The sequence below is a fragment of the Halalkalibacillus halophilus DSM 18494 genome, from assembly GCF_000423105.1.
Taxonomy (GTDB): domain Bacteria; phylum Bacillota; class Bacilli; order Bacillales; family Alkalibacillaceae; genus Halalkalibacillus; species Halalkalibacillus halophilus.
In genome coordinates, this window is record NZ_AUHI01000007.1 from 93826 (window position 1) to 115870 (window position 22045).

21 protein-coding genes are annotated in these 22045 nt (G+C 37.7%); 17 read left to right on the forward strand and 4 right to left on the reverse strand.

The annotated features are described in order from the left end of the window. Window positions 1–48 precede the first annotated feature (48 nt). Window positions 49–483: a ferritin-like domain-containing protein gene (locus G532_RS0105290; protein ID WP_027963857.1), complete on the reverse strand. Its 435-nt coding sequence runs from the start codon at window positions 481–483 to the stop codon at window positions 49–51. A gap of 227 nt (window positions 484–710) precedes the next feature. On the opposite strand from G532_RS0105290, the gene liaF reads away from it, so the two are divergent. Genes liaF through G532_RS0105305 form a run of 3 tightly spaced genes read left to right on the forward strand, consistent with a single transcriptional unit; the run spans window position 711 to window position 3447 of the window. After that, window positions 711–1742: a cell wall-active antibiotics response protein LiaF gene (gene liaF / locus G532_RS0105295; protein WP_027963858.1), complete on the forward strand. Its 1032-nt coding sequence runs from the start codon at window positions 711–713 to the stop codon at window positions 1740–1742. Window positions 1743–1754: 12 nt separating this feature from the next. Beyond that, entirely contained in the window at window positions 1755–2792 is a 1038-nt protein-coding gene (locus G532_RS0105300; protein WP_027963859.1) for a sensor histidine kinase, read from the forward strand. 16 nt (window positions 2793–2808) lie between these two features. Beyond that, entirely contained in the window at window positions 2809–3447 is a 639-nt protein-coding gene (locus G532_RS0105305; RefSeq protein WP_027963860.1) for a response regulator, read from the forward strand. A 239-nt stretch (window positions 3448–3686) separates the two neighbouring features. Here the strand turns inward: G532_RS0105305 and G532_RS0105310 are convergent, their stop codons facing one another. Further along, window positions 3687–4187: an antibiotic biosynthesis monooxygenase family protein gene (locus G532_RS0105310; protein WP_035512599.1), complete on the reverse strand. Its 501-nt coding sequence runs from the start codon at window positions 4185–4187 to the stop codon at window positions 3687–3689. A gap of 109 nt (window positions 4188–4296) precedes the next feature. Here G532_RS0105310 and G532_RS0105315 point away from each other — a divergent pair, with 109 nt between their 5' ends. The 4 genes from G532_RS0105315 (at window position 4297) to hemY (ending at window position 10036) form a co-directional block, all read left to right on the forward strand. Further along, window positions 4297–6453: a transglycosylase domain-containing protein gene (locus G532_RS0105315; protein WP_027963862.1), complete on the forward strand. Its 2157-nt coding sequence runs from the start codon at window positions 4297–4299 to the stop codon at window positions 6451–6453. 186 nt (window positions 6454–6639) lie between these two features. After that, window positions 6640–7671 carry a uroporphyrinogen decarboxylase gene (gene hemE, locus G532_RS0105320; protein WP_027963863.1) on the forward strand — a complete coding sequence of 344 codons (1032 nt, stop codon included), beginning with the start codon at window positions 6640–6642 and terminating at the stop codon, window positions 7669–7671. 19 nt (window positions 7672–7690) lie between these two features. Then, window positions 7691–8620: a ferrochelatase gene (gene hemH / locus G532_RS0105325; protein ID WP_027963864.1), complete on the forward strand. Its 930-nt coding sequence runs from the start codon at window positions 7691–7693 to the stop codon at window positions 8618–8620. A 6-nt stretch (window positions 8621–8626) separates the two neighbouring features. Next, the gene (gene hemY / locus G532_RS0105330) at window positions 8627–10036 is read left to right on the forward strand and encodes a protoporphyrinogen oxidase (RefSeq protein WP_027963865.1); all 1410 of its coding nucleotides are present in this window, start codon (window positions 8627–8629) and stop codon (window positions 10034–10036) included. A gap of 43 nt (window positions 10037–10079) precedes the next feature. Here the strand turns inward: hemY and yhfH are convergent, their stop codons facing one another. Then, window positions 10080–10202 (reverse strand): protein YhfH, encoded by a 123-nt coding sequence (gene yhfH / locus G532_RS15815; RefSeq protein WP_342662646.1) that lies wholly within the window; start codon window positions 10200–10202, stop codon window positions 10080–10082. 121 nt (window positions 10203–10323) lie between these two features. Here yhfH and G532_RS0105340 point away from each other — a divergent pair, with 121 nt between their 5' ends. The 9 genes from G532_RS0105340 (at window position 10324) to G532_RS0105380 (ending at window position 20612) form a co-directional block, all read left to right on the forward strand. After that, window positions 10324–11058 carry an MBL fold metallo-hydrolase gene (locus tag G532_RS0105340; RefSeq protein ID WP_027963866.1) on the forward strand — a complete coding sequence of 245 codons (735 nt, stop codon included), beginning with the start codon at window positions 10324–10326 and terminating at the stop codon, window positions 11056–11058. Window positions 11059–11135: 77 nt separating this feature from the next. Further along, window positions 11136–12143 carry a lipoate--protein ligase gene (lplA, locus tag G532_RS0105345; protein WP_027963867.1) on the forward strand — a complete coding sequence of 336 codons (1008 nt, stop codon included), beginning with the start codon at window positions 11136–11138 and terminating at the stop codon, window positions 12141–12143. A gap of 165 nt (window positions 12144–12308) precedes the next feature. Next, window positions 12309–13850 carry a fatty acid--CoA ligase family protein gene (locus G532_RS0105350; RefSeq protein ID WP_027963868.1) on the forward strand — a complete coding sequence of 514 codons (1542 nt, stop codon included), beginning with the start codon at window positions 12309–12311 and terminating at the stop codon, window positions 13848–13850. Between the two features lie 167 nt (window positions 13851–14017). After that, complete coding sequence (locus G532_RS0105355; protein WP_027963869.1) at window positions 14018–15067, forward strand: ABC transporter substrate-binding protein; 1050 nt, start codon at window positions 14018–14020, stop codon at window positions 15065–15067. A 1-nt stretch (window position 15068) separates the two neighbouring features. Continuing rightward, the gene (locus tag G532_RS0105360) at window positions 15069–16079 is read left to right on the forward strand and encodes an ABC transporter permease (RefSeq protein ID WP_027963870.1); all 1011 of its coding nucleotides are present in this window, start codon (window positions 15069–15071) and stop codon (window positions 16077–16079) included. Further along, window positions 16063–16857, forward strand: coding sequence for an ABC transporter ATP-binding protein (locus tag G532_RS0105365; RefSeq protein ID WP_027963871.1), 795 nt, complete (start codon window positions 16063–16065; stop codon window positions 16855–16857). The genes G532_RS0105360 and G532_RS0105365 overlap by 17 nt, the downstream gene beginning before the upstream one ends. A 227-nt stretch (window positions 16858–17084) precedes the next feature. Next, window positions 17085–17561 carry a competence protein ComK gene (locus G532_RS14820; protein WP_051189069.1) on the forward strand — a complete coding sequence of 159 codons (477 nt, stop codon included), beginning with the start codon at window positions 17085–17087 and terminating at the stop codon, window positions 17559–17561. Between the two features lie 65 nt (window positions 17562–17626). Next, window positions 17627–18751: an N-methyl-L-tryptophan oxidase gene (gene solA, locus G532_RS0105375; protein ID WP_027963872.1), complete on the forward strand. Its 1125-nt coding sequence runs from the start codon at window positions 17627–17629 to the stop codon at window positions 18749–18751. Between the two features lie 397 nt (window positions 18752–19148). Next, window positions 19149–20612: an Msr family ABC-F type ribosomal protection protein gene (locus G532_RS0105380; protein ID WP_027963873.1), complete on the forward strand. Its 1464-nt coding sequence runs from the start codon at window positions 19149–19151 to the stop codon at window positions 20610–20612. Between the two features lie 258 nt (window positions 20613–20870). Here the strand turns inward: G532_RS0105380 and G532_RS0105385 are convergent, their stop codons facing one another. Beyond that, window positions 20871–21383 carry a GNAT family N-acetyltransferase gene (locus G532_RS0105385; protein WP_027963874.1) on the reverse strand — a complete coding sequence of 171 codons (513 nt, stop codon included), beginning with the start codon at window positions 21381–21383 and terminating at the stop codon, window positions 20871–20873. Between the two features lie 221 nt (window positions 21384–21604). On the opposite strand from G532_RS0105385, the gene G532_RS0105390 reads away from it, so the two are divergent. Continuing rightward, a complete protein-coding gene (locus G532_RS0105390) occupies window positions 21605–21979 on the forward strand; it encodes a hypothetical protein (RefSeq protein ID WP_027963875.1) in 375 nt (124 codons plus the stop codon). Window positions 21980–22045: the final 66 nt, after the last annotated feature.

A 22045-nucleotide genomic window follows, 5' to 3' on the forward strand; every position in this document is an offset into this window, starting at 1 on the left:
TATATAAAAATCAGTACAAGGAAACCCCTGTACTGATTCATCAACAAACTATTCAAATCTTGAGTCATCTAACATACGAGCGATGTCTTCTTTATGGTGCGTCTCATCAGCAATCATGTCGTCTAGTTTCACGGATAATTCCGTATAGCCTAGTGCCTCTGCTTGCTTTTTGCGTTCTTCGTAACGATCGATTGTATCTGATTCTGCTTTATGTGCAGCTTCTAACATACTTTTCACATCTGTCAGCTGCTCTACTTTAGCAGGTGTTGTCGTTGGTGTACCACCTAATGTTTTAATTTTTTCTGATAGATATAGGGCGTGCCCAGATTCATCTTGGATTTCACCTTTGAAAAATGGTTTCAATACTTGTCTATAGATCCCTGATACAACAGCTGCGTTGTACGTATACATGATTACGGCACCATATTCATGTGCTAAATCTTCATTCAATCCATCAATAAGTTCTTTTAATTTTGCATCCATCGTAATCCCTCCAACTGTATTTTCTACATTAAAAGTATACCCGTAACATTTTTAATTCAAACAACGTGATCGTTACAATAAACGTCCCTCCGTCTAGAGACGGATAAGAAAAGGTTCTATGGAATGTATGAGATTGTAAGAAAATTTATTACGATTAATATAGAGAAAAAAAGGATTTACGGGTTTCGACAAGAATATATAAAACAGAAGGATAAAGGGTGATATGTATGCGATTTATAAAATGGGCTTTTGCAGCTATCTTAATATTTTTTGGTGGAGTTTTGATTCTCCAAAACCTTAACTTTATTTCCCTGGAAATATCGAATATTGTCTGGGATTCTTGGCCAGCTATTTTAGTGTTTTTGGGATTTTATTTATTGGTTAATTCATTTAGGCGTAGTCGAAGTACAAGTTGGTTCTTTTCTAGCTTTCTAATCATATTTGGAGGGTTATTATGGGCTGGTAATTTTGATTACATTGCTTTTACATTTTCAGATATATGGAAACTATGGCCTTTGATTCTTATTTATATTGGGGCAAATATGCTTTTTGGTCGAAAGGCGATTAAAGTAGAAGTGATAAAAAATGATAATGAAAATTCATATGGATCTTATAAAAAGAAATATGGCTATTCAGGAAAATCTAAAAAAGAAAAAAATAACTACGACGATTATGACGACTATATAGAAGATACGCTTGAAGATGTTGAAGATTCTTTAGAAGGCCTTGGTCAAGATATAAAAAATAGTATTAAAGCAGGCATTGGGGAGTCGGGTTGGAAATACCATAAGTCTTTTGAGGAAGATGAAGAATGGGAGGAAGATGATTCTACTGCAAAGAAAAAGGAAAAAGAAGAATCTCGACAAGCTTCAGGTAAATATAAATACAATATCAAGTCTGGCAAACAATTTGTAACCGACCTTAATTTATCTAGTGAAAATTGGGAAGTACAACCGATGGACTTGTGGACGGGTATTGGCGATGTGAATATTGATTTTTCCAAAGGGTTTATCCCAAATAAAGAGACAGCTATTACGTTAAGAGGCTACGTGGCAGATATTATGATGAAGATTCCAGAAAGTGTCGCGGTGAAAATCTATACTAAAGTTAACATTGGCGATGTGGAAGTTTTCGGAGAAGAGAGATCTGGTTTTCACAATGAAGTGTCTTATCAATCCGAAAACTATAAAGAGGCAACTAGAAAGTTAAATATATATGCAAGTTATAAAGTCGGAAACATCATCGTATTATCCGTATAGGGGCTGTTTCGAATGCTAAATAAATTAAAAGGGATCCGCTTTCAATATATGCGGACTGCTTTATATATTATCTATTTCTCATTATTAATTATTGCGTTAGTGCTATTTTTCACTTATTCCGTGATGGAACCAGCGTGGCTTTCCATTCAGGCGATTTTTTTATTTGTCACGTCTGTTGTATTAATAATGACTCCTATAGGGTTATACGTCATGTACCGTAAAACAGGGGAAATTAAGACGCATCAACAAGCTTATTCTACTTTCTTATCGCTACTTTCCAAAGGACATTATGATGCAAAGTTGTTATTAAAGGAAAACGGGGATGAATTCGATACGTTAAGTAGAGAATTGAATGACGTTGCCATCAAAATGAGTAAACAAGTGAAATCACTAGAAAGGTTGGCAGAAGAAAGGTCAGAGTATGCCCAGCAAGCTCACATGGCTGCAACCATTGAGGAACGTCAGCGTATTGCACGAGACCTTCATGATGCTGTTAGCCAACAATTATTTGCATTGTCGATGATGTCACAAGCTACTGTAAAACAAATGGACAAAAACCCAGTGCAAGCAAAATCCCAAATAGAGGAAATCGCACATATGGCTCTTCAAGCTCAAAATGAAATGCGAGCTTTATTATTACATTTAAGACCAATTCAACTATCTGATGAGCCACTGCATCAAGGGATTACGAACCTAATAGAAGAGTTGAAGAAAAAATGTAATATGTTATTTGAATTAGACATAGATGAAGAGTTAGGCATTTCACAAACAAAAGAAGAACATATTTTTCGGTTGGTACAAGAAGCTTTATCAAATATATTGCGACATGCCAATGCCGATCGCACAACTTTACAAATTAAGAATCGAGGTCAAATTATCATTCATATAAATGATGATGGAGAAGGATTTGATGTCGAACAGCAAATCGACTCGAAAGCATCTTATGGGCTTAAAACCATGCAAGAAAGATGTGAAGAAATTGGTGGAACATTTAAAATTAAGTCCAAAGTTGGCGAAGGGACCTATATTGATATACGAATACCAAAGTAGGGAGGGTAAATAGCGAATGGAACTTATAAAAATAGTGATTATCGACGACCACGATGTTGTGCGTAAAGGTGTTGTAACTTACTTAATGACAGATGATGAACTAGAGGTGATTGGAGAAGCTTCTAGTGGAAACCAAGGGGCAGCACTTGTGCTACGTGAAAGGCCAGATGTGGTCTTAATGGATTTGATGATGGAAGATGGCAATGGAATTGAAGCTACGAAAAAAATAATGGCGGAGTATGGTGAATGTAAAATCATTATTTTGACGAGTTTTTATGATGATGAGCAAGTTTTCCCGGCTTTAGAGGCTGGAGCGTTTAGTTATATGTTAAAGACATCTTCTGCTGATGAAATAGCCGCTGCGATCAAGAAAGCGGCAAGAGGAGAAAATGTTATAGAAGCAAAAGTGGCTGGAAAAATGATGACCAGGATGAGAACACCTAAGAAGCTTGCTCACGATGAGTTGACCGAACGTGAATTAGAGGTTTTGATCTGTATTGGAAATGGTTTAACAAATGTAGAGATAAGTGAAAAGTTGTATATAGGTGTTAAAACAGTAAAGACGCATGTGAGTAATGTGCTACACAAACTTGAAGTACAGGATCGCACCCAAGCAGCAGTCTATGCACACCGAAATCAATTAATGAAGCAATAAAGAAATATCTCACGAGTGTCAGTTTTCTGGATATCTGCTTACTTATATGGATATCCGGTAACTTTCCTGGATATATTCTTGAGTTTTCTGGATATATCATCGACATTCGTGGATATATTGAAATATTCGTGTATATGCTGCCTGAAATCTGGATATAACGAGACTTTTGTGGATATCGCGAACCCTCATCGCTTAAATGAAAACACCCTAAACCGAGTTTAGGGTGTTTTAAGGTTGAATTATTCTTCATTTCTTGATTGTAATTTTGTTAAATAAGATGGGCCATCAATAAACGATGGTTTCTCTCCTGAATCTGGGCCTGACTTCTGATGAGCTTTTTCAAATGCTTGGGACTCTCGCCATTTTTTAAAAGAAGCTTCGCTATCCCATTCTGTAAATACCACATACGTATTGTTTCTAGTTGGGCGAAGAATACGGATTGCTAAAAAACCTTCCTCATTTTCAATGGTTCCCGCTCGGTCTTTGAATCGTTCTTCAAATAATGGCCGTCCTTCACTTGTCACTGGAATGTTATTTAATACGACATACCCCTCATCAGAAAGGTTGCCAACTTCATCTACAATTTCATAATGTCTAGCTTCTTCAAAAGGAGCTTCTTCTTGGCCTTCTTTAAATGCTACGGCTGTTTCCTCGCCTTCCATCACAACCACAGAGTTATCTTTAGCTTTTAATGATTTTAAATAATCATACGTTCCACTTGTAATCCAAAATTGTTTCATATAATCACCCTCCGTTATAGGTAAATGTTTTGTCGAAACAGGTCTATCTATATTATAATATAGGTTGGTGCTTTATACATATTTTTAATAAACTTAATGAGGTGAAACAATGGCCTTTCAGAGAAAACCCGGGAAAAGAATGCGAAAGCTGAAATGGCTTTTCATTAGTTTCATGGTATTACTTTTACTTAGTATAATTGGATTTACAACTATTGTACTTGGAGGTCGGTTTGTTGTCGATGATAAACACTTCATCTTATCGGAATCGACAGTTTTACAAACAGAAGACGAAGAGGAAGTAGTGAAACTATATAATGAGAACCGGACGTATGTACCTTTGGAAGCTATACCTGACCATGTTACAGACGCGTTTTTAGCTATAGAAGACCACCGTTTTTATGATCATAGCGGGGTTGATTTTTGGGCAGTTACTAGGGCGGTGTATCGTGATGTGATCACTTGGAGTAAAGCAGAAGGAGCAAGTACGATTACACAACAATTAGTAAAAAATGTTTCTCTTACAAACGATAAATCATGGTTACGAAAAACGAAAGAAGTCATGGGCGCAATCCATTTAGAGAGAGAGAAATCGAAAGATGAAATATTAGAGTATTACCTGAATGAAATATATTTCGGTAATGGGGTTCATGGGGTGGAAGAAGCCGCCCAAACCTTCTTTTCAAAATCTGTTGGTGACCTTACTATTTCAGAGGGGGCGATGCTCGCAGCAATGCCAAAAGCCCCGAATTATTATTCTCCTCTAGCAGATGAGGAACGCGCATTGGAAAGAAGAAATGTCGTACTTTCAAGAATGTATGACTTAGAAATGATTGATGCGGAAAAGATGCACCAAGAACGTGGGAAAACGCTTGGCTTAAATTATGGAGAAAATGAAAAGAATCCATGGCTTAATAGCTATGTCGACCTTGTTTTAGATGAACTAGAAGAAAGCTTTCATTTGAGTCGGGAAGAAATTTATAACGGTGGCTATGAGATTACCGTCGCCTTAGATCTTGAAGCACAAGAGACAGTTCATGAAGAAATGCAACAGGATGAGTATTTTCTTGGGTCGCAAGAAAATGTTGAAGGAGCAGTGGTCATGCTTGATCAACAAACAGGAGCTATAAAGGCAGCTTTGGGTGGGCGTTCCTACCAGCGTGGGGACTTAAACAGAATTAACGTTAAACGGCAGCCCGGCTCTACTTTAAAACCGTTTGTCGTATATGGTCCGGCTATGGACGAGGATTTGTATCGTCCACATGACCTCCTACAAGATGAGTTGGTCTCTTATGACGACTACACTCCTAAAAACTTTGATGGTCAGTATGATGGTGAAGTTACGATGTATGACGCTCTCAGGCTTTCAAAGAATGCTCCTGCTGTAGCCGTGATGGATGAAATGGGAGTTGCAACTGGTAAGGGGTATATCAATCGAGCGGGAATTGATTTTGAGGACGACGGACTTTCCGTTGCATTAGGTGGCTTGAATGAAGGGCTAACACCTTTAGAATTAGCATCTTTGTATCGGACATTATATGATGGTGGAATTTACAAAGAGCCATATGCTATTTCTCAAGTGAGTGATCGGAACGGAGATGTTCTCGAGCAACCGGAACTTAACGAAGAACGTGTGTTTTCGGAACAAACTGCTTGGGATTTAACACGTATGTTAGAAAGTGTAGTCACAGATGGTACAGGAAACCATGGGGAGTATAACAAGAGTTTGGCCGGTAAAACAGGTTCTACACAACATCCAAACAGAGAAGACGGAGCTCGCGATACATGGTTTGTAGGATTTAATCCAGCCTATACGATTGCTACTTGGGCTGGATATGATCAAACAGATGATTCTCACTATTTAACAGGAGGTAGTGCTGCTCCCACTGCATTATCGAAAAAAATCCTTTCAAGTTTAGATGCACAACAAGGATTTCAAACGGCCTTTGATCAACCAGAGAACGTAGACGATCTAGCAGAACCAATTGAACTACCTAAAATTACAGACCTCCGTGCAAACATTTCATTAGGATTTCTAGACGGTTTGTTTGTAGAGCTCAGTTGGTCTGGGATTGAGGATGAACGTGTAGAATATCATGTATACAGGGATGTCGGTGGCGAAGTGGACCGTGTGGGAGAAGTTTCAGGTCAAGAGTCATATCGAGTGAAACAAGTGAAATTCTTAGATAATCCATCGTATTACGTTGTACCAGTAAATCCGCTCAATGCCCAAACTGGAACTGCGTCTAATCGTGACCGTGCGTTTTAGATAGGCCGAATATCAAGATATCAGCAAGGTAATAAAGGACTTTAGGAATAGGGCAAATTCATGACAATTGCTTGCAAATACTATACACACTAATGGAATTCTTTTATACTTTAGACAACTTCATAAATTTAGAATTATTATAATTTAGAACAAAAAAGTATCCCGTGGACGAAAGGTGATTTATTAATGACGACGTTTAATGACACAATTTTAAAAGCTTATAACGGAGAAAAGACAGATTACACGCCCCTATGGTTTATGCGCCAGGCTGGAAGGTCGCAACCAGAATACAATAAATTAAAAGAAAAATATTCACTGTTTGAAATTACCCATCAACCAGAACTCTGTGCATATGTAACAGAGTTACCTGTTGTGAACTATCAAACAGATGCAGCGATCTTATACAAGGATATCATGACGCCACTGTCGCCTATGGGAGTGGATGTTGAAATTAAAAAAGGTGTCGGACCAGTCATTTATAATCCAACTCGATCCAAGGCAGATATTGAAAAATTAGATGATCTTCAACCAGAGCAGGATATACCTTATGTACTGGAAACCATTAGAATTTTAACGGAAGAGAAACTAAATGTACCTTTAATTGGCTTTAGTGGTGCGCCATTTACCCTTGCAAGCTATATGATTGAAGGTGGACCTTCAAAGCAATATAATAAAACGAAGGCAATGATGTATGGGGATCCGGAAACGTGGTTTGCCTTAATGGACAAGCTTGGAGATATGATTATCACTTACACGAAAGCTCAAATTAATGCAGGTGCAAAAGCGATTCAAATTTTTGATTCGTGGGTAGGTGCAGTTAATGCAACGGACTACCGTGTATTTATAAAGCCAGTAATGGAAAAGATTTTTAATGCATTAAAAGAAGAAAATGTACCAACCATCCTATTTGGAATCGGTGCGAATCACTTATTATTAGAGTTTAATGACTTACCAGTTTCAACAGTAGGACTAGACTGGAGAACGTCGATTCAAGAAGCGCGAAGCTTAGGAATTAACCGTTCGTTACAAGGAAACCTCGACCCAGCAATTTTACTTGCAGACTGGGATGTTATAGAAAAACGCACAAAAGAAATACTCGACCAAGGAAAAGACGAATCAGGATATGTATTCAACCTAGGACATGGTGTGTTTCCTGAAATTGAACCAGAAACATTGAAGCGATTAGCTTCCCTTGTCCATGAATATACAGCAAAATAAGAGGAGTTGAGGTGTAACAATGACACAAAAAACAATGGGACTACTTGTAATGGCTTATGGAACACCTTACAAAGAAGAAGATTTAGAACGTTATTACACACACATTCGTAAGGGTAGAAAACCGTCAGCGGAAGCATTAGAAGATCTTCGTAGTCGGTATGAAGCAATCGGTGGTATTTCTCCACTTGCACGGATTACCCGCGAACAAGCAGAGGCACTAGAAGCAAAATTAAACGAAGAGCAAGATGAAATTGAGTTCAAACTATATTTAGGTTTGAAGCACATCGATCCATTTGTTGAAGATGCAGTTGAGCAAATGGCGAAAGATGGTATTGATGAAGCTGTAAGTATTGTATTAGCGCCACATTATTCTACTTTTTCTATTAAATCTTACAATGGTCGTGCGCAAGATGAAGCAGCACGTCATGGAGTTAAACTTACTTCTGTTGTGGATTGGTATGATGAGCCAGGATTTATTGAGTATTGGGTAGAGCAAGTTAACAAAGTATATGGTCAGATGACAGAACAAGAGCGAGATAATGCTTGCTTAATCGTTTCTGCACATAGTTTACCTGAGAAAATTCTTCAAGATGGTGACCCGTATCCACAACAATTACAGCGCACTGCTGATTTGATTGCAGAACAAGCAGGAATTGAAGACTATGAAATCGGTTGGCAAAGTGAAGGGAATACGCCTGATCCTTGGTTAGGTCCAGATGTGCAAGATTTAACGCGAGATTTATTTGAACAAAAAGGCTATTCTACATTTGTTTATGCACCAGTAGGATTTGTTTCCGATCACTTGGAAGTATTATTCGATAATGACTACGAGTGTAAGGTTGTTTGTGATGATATTCAAGCATCTTATTACCGACCAGAAATGCCGAATGCACATCCAAAATTCATTTCTACACTTTCTAAAGTTGTACTTGATACGGTGAAGGGGTAATCGTCTATGACGAATGAAAAAAAGCAGATTGTCATTATTGGCGGCGGGATCACAGGTCTTACCGCCGCTTTTTATTTACAAAAAAATAATGTAGATGCAGACATTACTTTAATAGAAGCTAGTGATCAGCTTGGTGGGAAAATTGACACGATTACTAAAGAAGGCTTTACCATTGAACGCGGCCCCGATTCTTTCTTAGAACGCAAAACTACTGCTAGTACGTTAGCAGAAGATCTAGGAATTGATGGAGAGTTAGTTCGTAGTGCTACAGGAAAAGCATATATATTATCAGAAGACCGTTTACACCCCATGCCTAAAGGTGGTGTGATGGGAGTACCAACAGAAATACGTCCGTTTATATTTTCTTCTTTATTTACGTGGAAAGGAAAATTCACAGCACTTAAGGATTTTGTTGTTTCTAAAACAAAAACAGAAGAAGACTTGTCTGTAGGCTATTTCTTTAGACGTAGAATAGGAAATGAAATGGTGGATAGAATGATTCACCCGCTAATTTCAGGAATTTATGCAGGTGATATTGATCAACTTAGCTTAAAGGCAACCTTTCCACAATTTTATGCAGTGGAACAAAAACATAAGAGCTTAATTCGTGGTTTGAAAAAGACAACACCAAAAACGCAAACTTCGGGTAAGAAAAAAGGAATGTTTTTAACACTTGAAGGCGGACTTTCAAGACTTGTTGAAAGCTTGGAAGCAGCCTTAGTAGAACCGAAAATAGTTACCAATACTGCGGTTAAACATGTAGAAAAACATCAACAATCAAAGAAATATGATGTTTATTTTCATGGAGAGAAGGAAAAAATAACAGCTGATTATGTTATTGCTACAACTCCTCACCATGTGACGAAGAAAATTTTCAGCCAGTATAATTTCATGCATGACCTAAGTCAAACAAAAAACACATCGGTCGCAAATGTTGCGATGGCTTTTAAAGCAGAAGCAATTAAAAACCTGCCGGATGGTACGGGTTTTGTTGTGACGAGAAAAGGGAATTACCGTATTACAGCATGTACGTGGACACATAAAAAATGGCCACACACAACACCAGAAGGAAATGTATTGTTAAGAGCTTATGTTGGAAAGCCTGGTGATGAAGAAGTTTTAGACTTAGAAGATCAGGAAATTGCGAGTTTAGTCTTAAAAGATTTGCGTAAAATCATGCATATAACAGAAGAACCATTGTTTCATGTTGTAACGAGATGGCGAGATGCAATGCCACAATATACCGTAGGACATCTTGATCGCTTACAACAGTTAGAAGATAAGCTTCATGAACGACTGCCAGGAGTATTTTTAGTTGGGAATGCTTATCGTGGGGTTGGTTTGCCGGACTGTATGGATCAAGCCATTCATGCAGTAGATGAAATAACGGCACTTCAAACGGCAAAAAGCACGTAGAGCATTGCTCCACGTGCTTTTTCTTTTTCATTTCAAGTTGTCTTTAAAGGACAGTGTCGCATTTTTCACATTTGTTAGTGTAGCAATCCGCTTGCTCATGCATGTCTTGTTTGCAAACAGAACATTGCTTTTTCGGTAAGTTTTTAAAGAATTGAACAGGTGACATTAACACGGAAAGTCCTCCTTCAAAAGTTAGAATGAATTGCTTGTATCCTATAGTACTGTATTAATACAGATTTGCATAGGCTAATACTGTTATATAATAAAAAATGGGAAGGAAGTCGCATATGAAACTTACAGTGATTGGATCATGGGGAGCTTACCCAGCCGCAAACGCAGCAACTTCATGCTATTTATTAGAGCATAAGGATTGGAAAATATTAATCGACTTAGGAAGCGGGGCATTATCTCGACTACAACAGTATGTAACAGTAGATCAAATAAATGCAGTTGTACTATCACACTTTCATCATGACCATGTCGCAGATGTTGGATCTTTTCAGTACGCTTGTCTAATTGATCAACAATTACAAAAGCACGAAAGAGAAGTCCCTATCTATGCAGCTCGAGATGATGATTCTGCTTTCTTAGCACTTGATCACGTAGCGACAGACGCCCGTGCTTATAAACCCGATGAAGGATTGCAAATCGGTCCATTTTCTTTTGATTTTATCCAAACGAAACACCCCAAACCATGTTACGCCATGCGTATTTCAGTAGAAGGAACAACAATCGTTTATACTGCTGACACTTCATACTTTGCTGAACTTACTGGTTTTGCAGAAGGAGCAGACCTATTACTTGCTGAAAGTAGTTTTTATTATGGCATGGACGGTTCCGTACCGGGCCATATGACGAGTGAAGAGTGTGGAAAGTTAGCGGCTGATGCAGAGGTGCAACAATTGTGGTTAACTCACCTTCCTCATTTTGGAGATCATAAAGACTTAGTCCAAGAAGCAAAACAACATTTCCATGGAAGTGTGAAACTTGCTGAAGAAGGGTTAACCTTTCAAATAGATTAACTTTCATTGCTATTAGTTCCGCTTTTTCTTATACTTTAAAGAGAATAAAGATATATAAGCACTTGGGAGGGCAATCAATGTTATATTTTATCGACAACGAAGGGATTACTGATCCTTATATTAATCTAGCCATAGAAGAATATGCACTAAAACATCTAAACATTGACGATGACCAGCAATATTTACTTTTCTATGTAAATGGTCCATCCATTATTATTGGTAAAAACCAAAATACGGTAGAAGAAATTAATACTGATTATGTAGATGCAAATCATATTAAAGTTGTTCGCCGCCTTTCAGGTGGTGGAGCTGTGTATCATGATTTAGGAAATTTAAACTTCAGCTTTTTAGCGAAAGACGAAGGGAACAACTTTAGTAACTTTAAAAAATTCACGCAACCTGTTGTGGATGCGCTACAAAATATAGGTGTAAATGCAGAATTAACTGGTAGAAATGACATAACGGCAGAGGGACGCAAAATTTCAGGTAATGCACAATTTACTACGAAGGGTCGTATGTTTAGTCATGGGACGTTAATGTTTGACTCAGAGGTAGAAAACGTGATTCAGTCGTTACGTGTAAAATCGGAAAAGATCCGCTCTAAAGGTATTAAATCCATTAGAAGTCGTGTTGCCAATATATCAGAATTTGTAGATGAAGAAATTGATATGGAAGCGTTTAAAGAAGTACTGTTAACGTATATTTTCGACGTGAAGAACGTGGAGGATGTTCCAAAGTATCAATTGACCGAGGATGACTGGAAAAAAATTCACGAAATCTCGAAAGAACGCTATCAGAACTGGGATTGGAACTATGGACGATCCCCGGGTTTCAATATTCAACATACAAAACGAATTGAAGGTGTCGGCTCTTATGACGTTCGCTTAGACGTGAAAAAAGGTGTCATTCAGGATGTGACGATCTTCGGTGACTTCTTTGGAATAGGGGAAGTGACAGAGGTTGAGGAGAAACTTCAAGGAGTAAGATACGAGCGCGATGCAATTGTTGAAGCTTTGCGAGGTGTGGATTTACAACATTATTTAGGTAAGCTAGAAGATGAGGACTTTATTTCTTTAGTTTACTAATTGAAAGATGGAACGCAAAAGCTACTTAAGCTTTTGCGTTTTTTGTATTCTATTTGGTTATTTCCTTGCTCGAAACATTCAAATAATTTATAATTAACTAGACAATTAAATGAATGACTATTCATTCATAGCATTAATTAGCACGAACACCTAGGAGGTTTTTTAATGAATTTAAGCGATCAGTTGTCGCTAACGGCAAGAGATCATTTGTCAAAAGCGGCGTATGTGTTTAACGGAGAAGAAACCGATTACAAAACACTTGAAGGTTCTGTAACAAAATTTGCTTCTAGTTTACAAGACTTAGGTTACAAAAAGGGAGATCATATTGCATTGGTAGTTGGTAATACGCCACATTTTGTGATTGGTCTTTACGGGGCGCTGCGTTTAGGTTTAACTGTTATTCCTGTTAATCCAATTTACACCGCACAAGAGATTTCTTATATTATTAATAATGGCGATGTGAAAGGTGTTATTACCCTAGACGTTCTTATGGAGAAATTTGAACAAATGGGTGAGATGATACCAGATGTGGAGAACTATATTGTTGGGGAAACGGACCCATCTTTAAGAGGTCGTGAATCTAACTTGAAAGACAAGACGTATGACTTTACTACGCTTGTACAGAAGGGAAGCCTAGAACTTGATCGACCAACTTTAAAAGAAGATGATACCGCTGTCATTTTATACACATCAGGTACAACAGGTAAACCAAAAGGTGCGATGTTAACGCATAAAAACTTATATTCCAATGCTCGTGATACGGCTGAATATTTAGATATTAATGAGAATGACCGTGTGATTGCAGCATTACCAATGTTCCACGTGTTCTGTTTAACAGTGGCTTTAAATGCGCCATTAGTGAATGGATCAACGATTTTAATCGTTCCGAAATTCTCACCAGATGCTGTGTTCCAGGTAGCCCGCGAACAAGAGGCTACGGTGTTTGCAGGGGTTCCAACGATGTATAACTATTTATTACAGTATCCAAACGAAGAGGAGAAAGACTTTTCGAAGATTCGCCTTTGTATTTCAGGTGGTGCGTCGATGCCAGTTGCATTATTAGAGAAGTTCGAACAAAACTTTAATGTACAAGTATCTGAAGGGTACGGATTATCGGAAGCATCTCCTGTTACATGTTTTAACCCATTAGATCGTCCGCGTAAAGCAGGATCGATTGGCACAGATATCACTAATGTAGACAATAAAGTGGTAGATGAAAATGGAGAGGAAGTACCTAGAGGTCAAGTAGGAGAGCTTACTGTTAAAGGGCCGAATGTAATGAAAGGTTACTATAAGATGCCAGAAGAAACCAATGCTTCAATTAAAGATGGCTGGTTATTTACGGGGGACATGGCACAGCAAGATGAGGAAGGTTACTTCTACATTGTTGACCGTAAAAAGGATCTCATTCTCGTTGGTGGTTATAATGTTTATCCGCGTGAAGTAGAAGAAGTACTATATGGACACGATCATATTACGGAAGTAGCTGTGATTGGCGTACCAGACCCTAATTTAGGAGAAGCGGTCATTGCATTTGTCGTATCTGATGACGAGTCCGTTACTACGGAAGAGCTTCAATCTTTATGCGCAGAACAACTTGCAAAGTATAAATTACCGAAAGAAATTAACTTCTTAGACGAACTTCCAAAGAATACTACCGGAAAAATTTTAAGAAGAAGCTTACGCGATCAACTCGCATCAGAATAATAAAGAAAGCGATTACAGCATTCCCTAGTCCGATATGGCTAGGGAATTTTTTTGTGTAAAAAGGTTGATTTTCACTATGTCCCCCCATATACTTGTTAGCAATACTTAAAAATTACTTTAGTGCTTAAAAGCGTGTTAGCATAAAAGTGTAAAAGGGAGAGGGTCTTATGTGGAAGAAGTTATGGATGGTTGCAATATTAATTGCTATTACGATGTTGGTTGCTTGTGGAGATGATTCGGAGGGAGAAGAGAGTGGAGAAACAACCGAATCAACAGAAGAAACAAGTGAACAAGAAGCGAATGACGATGATCCAGATTTCGTAGTGGGGATGAGTCAAATTGTAGAACATCCATCCTTGGATCGAGCTACGGAAGGATTTCAAGCAGCATTTGAAGAAGCTGGATTAGCTGTTGAATTTGACCATAGTATTGCTCAAGGAGATAACAATAACAATCAGTTAATAGCGGAGAGTTTTGTTAGTGATGAAGTAGATTTAATTTTTGGTAACTCTACACCAAGTGCACAGGCAGCATTAAATGAAACGTCAGATATTCCAATTGTGTTTACTTCCGTTACGGATCCTGAAGGTGCAGGTTTGGTCGATACAATGGATGCACCAGGTGGTAATGTAACAGGTACTGCGGATATGCATCCAGATGCGATACCGAGCACGGTAGAAATGATGGCTGATATGGATTTAGAATCATTTGGTGTTATTTATAACGCTGGAGAACAAAATTCAGTTAGACAAATTGAACTGGCAGAAGAAGCAGCTGACGATCATGGTTTAGAGACTGCTGAAGCAACAGTTTCTTCTTCCTCGGAAGTAATGCAAGCAGCACAAGCATTAATCGGTCAGGTCGACGCTTTTCTAATTGTTACTGACAACACGGTAGTAAGTTCACTAGAGTCTGTCATTAGCGTAGGTCAAGACGAAGGGATGCCAGTATTCGTAGGTGAGCATGATTCTGTGACACGTGGTGGAATTGCAGGATTTGGTTTTGATTATTTTGATATTGGTTTTGAGGCAGGGGAGAAAGCAGTTGAAATTTTGCAAGATGGAACAAATCCAGGGGACATACCAGCAGAATTTCCACAAAACTTAAGCTTACAAATCAATGAAGAAGCAGCTGAGAATTTCGGAGTTGAAATTCCAGACGAATTACGCGAACAAGCAGAAATAGTAGAGACAGAGGAACAGGAAGAAGGGGAATAAAATGATTAGTTCATTATACGGAGCAATGGAATCAGGCTTAATTTACGCGATTATGGCACTCGGGGTTTATATATCTTTTCGTCTGTTGGACTTCCCAGACTTAACGGTTGATGGAAGCTTTGTGACAGGTGGTGCCGTGACATCTATTATGATACTTAATGGAACGGACCCTTTTATAGCAACATTGGCAGGTGCAATAGCCGGTTTCTTTGCAGGCTGTATCACTGGTCTTCTGCATACAAAAGGAAAAATTAATCCGCTATTAGCTGGAATCTTGATGATGATTGCTCTGTATTCGGTGAACTTACGCATTATGGGTCAACCTAATATTCCGCTTTTAAATGAAACAACGATCTTTTCAACTATTCTAGGCTGGTGGAACGCTTGGAACTTAGAATCGATCTTTATGGCACCATTTCAGTGGTTGGGTATCGCGACTTTTGCCCCGCGATCCTTCTACGCCTTAATGACCTTACTTATTGTCATTATTATAGTTAAAAAATTATTGGACTTCTTTTTACGTACAGAAGCGGGAATTACCTTAAGAGCAACTGGTGATAATCAAAAAATGGTCCGTAGCTTTTCAGCAAATACGAGTCTATACATTATCATCGGCATGGGTGTATCTAATATGCTTGTCGCCTTCAGTGGTGCCATGCTTGTTCAACATAATGGCTTCGCTGATATCAACCTAGGTGTTGGAATGATTATTATTGGATTAGCATCTGTAATCATTGGGGAAGTATTATTCGGAAAAGACAAAATTGTACGTATGACACTTGCGATAGTCCTTGGTGCAATTGTTTATCGTTTAATTTATTTGCTTGCATTACGAGTTGATTTCTTAGAAGCAAGTGATATGAAGTTGATTACAGCCTTAATTGTTGTTGTAGCACTTGTCTTCCCGAACTGGTTAAATCAATCAAACGGAAAAAAACAATTTAAGAAATCAAAAGCACGTAGAAAAGCGAATGAACAGAAAGGAGAGGTCGACCTTGCTTCAACTAAGTAATATCCATAAAACCTTCTATCCGAATACACCAGATGAAAGAGAAGCGCTTGTTGACATTAACCAGTCCCTAAAGCCAGGTGACTTTGTATCAATCATCGGGAGTAATGGAGCAGGAAAATCGACGCTCTTAAATACGCTTGCAGGCACAATCATTCCGGATGAAGGTGACGTGTGGGTAGATGGAAAGAACGTTACGACCTTTCCAGAGCAAAAACGCGCTAGTATGATCGGACGAGTCTTTCAAGATCCCATGTCAGGAACAGCCCCGCGAATGACGATTGAAGAGAATATGATGATTTCATTAGGACGAACAAAGAAAAGAAGCTTATTTAAAGGAATCAATAAACAAGTAAAACAGGACTTTCAATCGCATCTTGCTCGGTTAGAAATCGGACTTGAAAATCGATTAAACACAAAAGTAGGATTATTATCTGGTGGAGAACGCCAAGCACTCTCTCTATTAATGGCAACATTCACAGAACCAAAGATTTTATTACTAGATGAACATACAGCAGCTTTAGACCCTTCAAAGGAAGAATTAATCCTAAAGCTAACACGTGATTTAGTAGAACAACATCAGCTAACAACCGTGATGGTCACGCACCAAATGGAACAAGCAATCGATTTTGGCAATAAACTTTGGATGATGGACGAAGGAAAAATCATCTTTGAAGCAGAAGGCGAAGGAAAATCCGAACTTACGGTTGCTGACCTTCTTCAAAACTTCCAGAATCTTAGAGGGAAGAACATGGCTAGTGATAAGGCATTGTTGGTTTAAATACTTTAAATAGAGATGAGCTAACTTAATTAGATTTAAGTTAGCTCTTTTTATTTAAAAAAATATAAAATTCTACATAAATTGATTAAAGCCCACAATTCTTTATTAAATGATATTAATCAAGCTTCATTTAAGTTCTTTTTGGAAAGTTACGCATATTATCCCAATTCGACATTCTTGTATTAAATGTATACTATTTATTTAATTTAACAAGAGGAGTGGAATGAATGAATTTTAAAGATAAACCACGCGTATCTGATCAAACAATGCTAATTATGCCATATACATTTTCGGAAGGTGTTTATGGATCTTATGTGTTAGAAAAAGACGAGGAGTATTTTTGTTATGATACACCTAAACAATTAATGAATGATGTATGCAATTACTATTCTTGTAGTTTGAAAGGTAGAATTGATGGAACGAAGAAAGTGTTTGGAGTCACGAGAAAAGCTCCAATCGTCATCGAACCTGTTTCAGGAATGTTCTTTTTACCCACTACTTCTCCAAGTGCGCGCGATTGTATGTGGATAGCCCATAGCCACGTCCAGAGATTGGAAAAAGTGAAACAAAAGGAAACACAAATTTACTTTCACGGTGGAAAAACGTTGACCGTTGAACTTTCTTATACCTCTCTCACAAATCAGTTACAGCGTACTGCTCAGTATCGACATTTAGTGATGGAACGCATCTCTCAATATTCGTAAATGGTTTGACACCTCAACTTCCCCTTGCTAAAATTCACTCTAATATACAAGATTAGAGGGATCCTATGAACTTCGATGTCATCATTATCGGCGCTGGCTCCATGGGTATGGCTGCTGGTTATTACCTAGCAAAACAAAATAAAAAAGTCTTGTTAATAGATTCAAATCAGCCTCCACATTCAGAAGGTTCACACCATGGAGATACACGCTTAATTCGTCATGCATATGGGGAAGGGGATAGCTATGTTCCAATGGCTTTACGAGCACAAGAGCTATGGTATGAGCTTGAAGAATTATCGGGTGAAGAGCTATTTGTGAAGACGGGTGTACTTAATATTGGAGATCCTAATTCTTCCTTCATCAAAAACGTGCAACTCAGCTCTGAGCTTTATAATCTATCTGTTGAGACCCTAACTTCCTCTGAAATTAATCGTAGGTGGCCAGGCTTCGATATCAACTCAGAGTTAATCGGCTGTTTTGAACGGAACTCCGGTGTGCTTATGAGTGACCGAATTGTACAAGTCTATCGAGATTTAGCATTGAATGCAGGTGCAACTCTTTTAACAAGCAGTAGAGTAGAAGCAATTGAATCTTCTCAGGGTTCTGTAAATGTCAGAGCAGATGGAGAAACATATACAAGTGAACAACTTATAGTTACAGCAGGTAAAGGCACGAATCAAATCTTATCTCTACTTGATAAAAAACTTCCTCTGCAACCTGTTAGAAAGACCTTTTCGTGGTTTACCTCGGATGAAGTAGTATATGGAGAGGATAAGTTTCCAGGATGGGCATATGATGCACATGGGCACACTTTTTATGGCTTTCCAAGTGTAGAAGGCGAAGGGTTAAAAATCGGAAGACATGATGGTGGAAGAGCATTACCTGACCCAACACAACTTAAGCCATTTGGCTCCTATTCAGAAGATGAACAAGAGGTTTCTGATCAAGCATCGCGCATTTTCTCACAGCTTACCCCTCACCGTGAAGGAAAAGTCTGTACGTACACCAATACTCCTGATGGGGATTTTATTATTGATCATTTACCGACACATCCAAATATTACAGTTGCGTGTGGTTTCTCTGGCCATGGATTTAAATTCGCTAGTGTAATTGGAGAAATCTTGGTGGATCTAAGTCTAAAAGGTAAGACAGAGATAGATTTATCACCGTTTACGATGGATAGGTTTTAGTAATGAATTTATAAGAATAGACTTTACAAGACTATGTTCTCACTCTATAATAAAGTTAAATTTACCGAAAAGGAGGATTATTAAAATGGCTTCAGTAAGATTGCGTTTCCCAACTTTGAACTCGTAATTTCATACGTTCAAAGGCTCTGTTTATAACAACAGAGTAGACGGGAGCAGTCTGTCCATTTTTAATAATCTTCATGATGCGTTTATAGATCTTAATGGGGAAAGGCGGAACTCTGCCTTTCTCTATTTTTTTATACCCAAATTTCACGAAACTTGCGATTAGGTTTTTCGTTTCTATGAATTTAACTTGCGAGTAGAGTGACTTTCTTCCGTTTGCTCTGAAGTTATAGGCATTTGCCTACTAATTTAATTGTAAATGGAGGAAAAAATAATGGAACGTTTAGTTTTAGAATTAAAAGATATAGAAGTCACGTATTTAGATCAACAAATATTGGATCTACCCGATTTAGCTGTACATCAATTTGATCGAATCGGTATTGTAGGGAAAAATGGACAAGGGAAGAGTACCCTACTGAAATTAATAGATGGTAGAATCAAACCCAATCGAGGGCACGTTCATAAATTAATAGAATTCGGATATTTTGACCAAACTCAAACACCAGAAGAAGGCGAAATGGATTATAAACTGGCAAGTATGTTAGCAGTTCCTGAACTAGATACTTCTTATTTAAGTGGCGGGGAGAAGACTCGTAAAAAGTTAGTACAACTACTTTCAACGTACTTCGAAGGAATGCTGATTGATGAACCAACTACTCACTTAGATCAGACTGGTGTAGATTTCTTTTTAGAAGAAATGAGATATTACTATGGTGCTTTAATAATTGTCAGTCACGATCGTTATGTACTTGATCAATTAGTAGATACTATTTGGGAAGTTGATCGTGGCAAAGTAAATGTTTATAGCGGTAATTATACTGATTATTTGGAACAAAAAGAGCTAGAGAAAAAGCAACAAATCGAACAACTAGAAAAGTACGAAAAAGAAAAGAGTCGCTTGCTTCGAGCAGCTGAGGAAAAAAAGAGTAAAGCTAGTAAAATTAATGAGGCAAATAATCAGATGTCCAAAAAAGAAAGCAATTCACCTGCCAATCGAATGTTCATGACAAAATCAAAAGGAACGAGCCAAAAGTCAGCTCACAAAGCAGCCAAAGCCATCGAACAACGAGTGGAGCAAATGGATACAGTCGAACCCCCAACAGTAGAAAAGGAATTGCATTTTTATCAATCGCCAGCACTCCAATTGCACAATAAATTCCCAATCATGGGTGATCGTGTAACAGTTCAGATGAGTGATAAGGTCTTACTCGATCAAGTTAACTTTCAATTTCCTTTGGGGCAAACGATTGCCATTACAGGGGATAATGGAGCAGGGAAAACAAGTTTAATAAAGCATATTTTAAGTAATGGTAACGGGATTGATCTCTCTCCTAAAGTGGTATTTGGAGTCTATCAACAATTAGATTATCAATTTCATCAATCAGAGACGGTTATAGAATTTATGAAAAATCGAAGTGATCATCAAAAAAGCCGAATAAGGGCCGTGTTACACGCCATGGATTTTACAGGAAATGATTTAAAAAAAGATGTGATGGATTTGAGTGGTGGAGAAGCAATACGCCTTGTCCTATGTGAATTATTTTTAGGTAAATATAATGTAATTGTGTTAGATGAACCTACTACTTTCTTGGATTTACATTGCATTCAAGCTCTTGAAACATTTATCAAAGCATATCCAGGGACTATTATGATTGTCTCTCATGATCGGTGGTTTATAGAAAGAACTGCTGATTATGTTTATGAGATTAAAAATAAGAAGCTTGAATTAGTGAATTAAGGATCCTTATTCTATTGGAAAAAATACATTCGGGTGAACAAGAGTCGATTGCCGGCATCCAAATGGATTTGCAGGTGAACTAGGGCGCATGCCGGCAAAAAGTATAACTTTTCAGGTGTAACAGCTTAAATGCCGGCATACGAGAAAGTTTGCCGGCATTTAAATTAGATCGAAATCTTCGTTAAACGTAAAATATAGATTCCAATAAGTAAATACTGAGTATAATCAAAGAGCTGTCTAAATTAGACAGCTCTTTATTTAGCTAAAATCATTATTGTAAGCAACTTGAATAACCTGGGTTTCACCATTTTTAATAAAGACTTTCGCTTTCTTCATTCCTATTTTCTCTGCAACTTTTTGTGAAGGGATATTTTCTAAAGTTGTGTAGGAATATACTTCTGGATAATTCAGTTGATTAAATGCATATTTTTTACAAGCCATTGCAGCTTCTGTAGCGTAGCCTTGATTCCAATAGTCTTTGATTATATGAAAGCCGATTTCAGGTACTGTTTCCTCTTCTATTGTTTGCATCGTGATACCACAATCCCCAATGAAAACATCGCCATCTTTTAAGATAACCGCCCACAGTCCATGGTTATATTTCTTGTAATTGTCTATATTCCATTTAATCCAATCCTCTACTTGTTCAGAGGTAAAGGTGTTAGGGTAGTATTTCATTGATTCTTGATCGGACAAAACTTTTGATAGTTGTTGATGATCGTTAGAATTTAACTCCCTTAGGTAAAGTCTGTTGGTATGTATTTCGTTCAATGCTTACGCTTCCTAGTACAATCCATGACCTTCATTTTACCATAATAAATTGTACTATCTCTCAGTAGACTATTTTTTAAGATATCAACCATAAAGAATAATAATTCAAATTGAATTGAATAAAATAGAGTACATAAATTTATTATTATAAGAAGGAAAAAATTTTTAGATGTAGAATAATGCTATTAGGTATGTAAAACTCTCCTAAAGTGGGTGATGTGGTGAAGAAAATACTTGGGTCGCTTATGCTTATGGTATTACTTTTAGCAGCATGCAATGATTATGAAGAAGTCGTTGATCTATTCACTTCAAGTCAGGAAGACATGTTTAATGTTGTTGTTATTTGGGACGAGGTGGAAACAGAAGATCTAAAACAACCTAATGAACGGGCAGCTGAATTATTAGATCACCCGGAAATTGCAACGATTATTAATCAAGTATCAGTGCCTGATCTAGACGAGTTTGAAGATAATGTTATTAATATATTGAAACTAGATTCCACTCCTATGTACTTAGTCGTTAATAATGAGGATGTCGTGTTCCAATCTGACAATGTGGATGAAGTGGCAGTTTATTTATTAAATCAAATAGAATAGCTGAATGATAACTAGCCTTTTCTGGGTTAGTTATTTTTTTAAGAAGAATGTACCTCATGCTTGGTT

Coding starts and splice junctions, on each gene's coding strand:
- G532_RS0105290 (WP_027963857.1), bottom strand. CDS start 483: ATGGATGCAAAATTAAAAGAACTTATTGATGGATTGAATGAAGATTTA.
- liaF (WP_027963858.1), top strand. CDS start 711: ATGCGATTTATAAAATGGGCTTTTGCAGCTATCTTAATATTTTTTGGT.
- G532_RS0105300 (WP_027963859.1), top strand. CDS start 1,755: ATGCTAAATAAATTAAAAGGGATCCGCTTTCAATATATGCGGACTGCT.
- G532_RS0105305 (WP_027963860.1), top strand. CDS start 2,809: ATGGAACTTATAAAAATAGTGATTATCGACGACCACGATGTTGTGCGT.
- G532_RS0105310 (WP_035512599.1), bottom strand. CDS start 4,187: ATGAAACAATTTTGGATTACAAGTGGAACGTATGATTATTTAAAATCA.
- G532_RS0105315 (WP_027963862.1), top strand. CDS start 4,297: ATGGCCTTTCAGAGAAAACCCGGGAAAAGAATGCGAAAGCTGAAATGG.
- hemE (WP_027963863.1), top strand. CDS start 6,640: ATGACGACGTTTAATGACACAATTTTAAAAGCTTATAACGGAGAAAAG.
- hemH (WP_027963864.1), top strand. CDS start 7,691: ATGACACAAAAAACAATGGGACTACTTGTAATGGCTTATGGAACACCT.
- hemY (WP_027963865.1), top strand. CDS start 8,627: ATGACGAATGAAAAAAAGCAGATTGTCATTATTGGCGGCGGGATCACA.
- yhfH (WP_342662646.1), bottom strand. CDS start 10,202: ATGTCACCTGTTCAATTCTTTAAAAACTTACCGAAAAAGCAATGTTCT.
- G532_RS0105340 (WP_027963866.1), top strand. CDS start 10,324: ATGAAACTTACAGTGATTGGATCATGGGGAGCTTACCCAGCCGCAAAC.
- lplA (WP_027963867.1), top strand. CDS start 11,136: ATGTTATATTTTATCGACAACGAAGGGATTACTGATCCTTATATTAAT.
- G532_RS0105350 (WP_027963868.1), top strand. CDS start 12,309: ATGAATTTAAGCGATCAGTTGTCGCTAACGGCAAGAGATCATTTGTCA.
- G532_RS0105355 (WP_027963869.1), top strand. CDS start 14,018: ATGTGGAAGAAGTTATGGATGGTTGCAATATTAATTGCTATTACGATG.
- G532_RS0105360 (WP_027963870.1), top strand. CDS start 15,069: ATGATTAGTTCATTATACGGAGCAATGGAATCAGGCTTAATTTACGCG.
- G532_RS14820 (WP_051189069.1), top strand. CDS start 17,085: ATGAATTTTAAAGATAAACCACGCGTATCTGATCAAACAATGCTAATT.
- solA (WP_027963872.1), top strand. CDS start 17,627: ATGAACTTCGATGTCATCATTATCGGCGCTGGCTCCATGGGTATGGCT.
- G532_RS0105380 (WP_027963873.1), top strand. CDS start 19,149: ATGGAACGTTTAGTTTTAGAATTAAAAGATATAGAAGTCACGTATTTA.